This window comes from Cellulomonas sp. B6 (assembly GCF_001462455.1).
GTDB lineage: Bacteria > Actinomycetota > Actinomycetes > Actinomycetales > Cellulomonadaceae > Cellulomonas.
Genome location: NZ_LNTD01000015.1, coordinates 1 through 1,314 on the forward strand (window position 1 = coordinate 1; position 1,314 = coordinate 1,314).

Annotated in this window: 2 protein-coding genes; both read right to left on the bottom strand. The window is 75.4% G+C overall.

Going from position 1 to position 1,314, the window contains the following annotated elements; all coding sequences use genetic code 11:
- The coding region (locus ATM99_RS00990) for a GntR family transcriptional regulator (protein ID WP_062101097.1) at positions 1-348 on the bottom strand (348 nt) is incomplete at its 3' end.
- Positions 349-443: 95 nt separating this feature from the next.
- Positions 444-1,208 carry an SDR family NAD(P)-dependent oxidoreductase gene (locus ATM99_RS00995; RefSeq protein WP_062101098.1) on the bottom strand — a complete coding sequence of 255 codons (765 nt, stop codon included), beginning with the start codon at positions 1,206-1,208 and terminating at the stop codon, positions 444-446.
- Positions 1,209-1,314 lie beyond the last annotated feature (106 nt).

Below are 1,314 nucleotides of genomic sequence, written 5' to 3' on the forward strand. Positions count from 1 at the left end.
GCGGGCGCGCAGCCGGGCGACGACGTCCTCGACGTCGATGCCGAGCACGCGCGCGGCGTCGGCGACGGGGTCGACCGTGTCGGCGAAGAACGACTCGCGCGCGTCGGCGACGAGGCGCTCACGGGCACCGGGGGCGACGAACATGCCGACGCCGCGCCGCTTGTAGAGCACGCCCTCGTCGACGAGCTGCGCGAACGCCTTGGCGGCCGTCGCGGGGTTGATGCGGAACGTCGTCGCGTACTGCGTGGTCGACATGACCTGCTCCTCCGCGGCCAGCGCGCCGGAGAGCACGTCCTGGCGGATCTGGTCGGCGATCTGCAGGTACACGGGGTCACGGCCGTCGAACACGGTGCCCCTCCCTGCTGGTTCTGTGGTTCATTACTCGACTAATGAACCACAGAACCGGCGGGTGCACAAGGGGCGGGCACGCGACGCCCGCGACGTCACAGCCGCGTGCCGCCCGACGCCTCGATCCGCTGCCCGGTGACCCAGCCCAGGGCCGGCGACGCGACCGCCGCGACCACGGGCCCGATGTCCGCGGCCTCCCCGACGCGCCCGAGCGCCGCCTGCGCGCCGAGCGCGTCCCGCAGGCCCGCCGCGTCGCGCACCGCCCCGCCGCCGAAGTCGGTCGCCACCGGCCCGGGCGCGACGACGTTCACGGTGACCCCGCGGCCACCCAGCTCGACGGCCCAGTACCGCGTGAGCGCCTCGACCGCGGCCTTCATCGCGCCGTACGCCGAGTGGTCGCCGGGCTGCACGAACCGCGCGAGCCCGCTCGAGACGTTGACCACGCGGCCGCCGTCGGCCAGCAGCGGCGCGAGGGCCTGCGTCAGCAGGAAGACCCCGCGCACGTGCACGTCGAACAGCTGCTGCAGGTCGTCCGCGGTCGTGCCGCCCAGGGGTGTGGGCACCGCCTGGCCCGCGTTGTTGACCAGCACGTCGAACGTCGTGCGCGACCACGTGCCGCGCAGCGCGTCGGCGAGGCGGGCCGCGAACCCGTCGACGTCGGCGAGGTCGGCCGTGTCGAGCCGCAGCGCGACCGCACGCCGCCCCAGCGCCTCGACCTGCGCGACGACCTCGGCCGCCTCGTCCGCGTGGCGCCGGTACGTCAGCACGACGTCGAGGCCGTCGGCCGCGAGCGCGGCGACCGCCGCTCGTCCCAGCCCGCGGTTGCCGCCCGTGACGAGGGCGATGCGGATGTCGGTCATGAGGTCTCCTCGGGCTCCCGCACCACCCGGTCGGTGGCGCCGTCCCGCCAGCGTGCGCGCGACCGCCGGACCGCAGAAGGCCACGACGATCCAGGGACCCACGGTC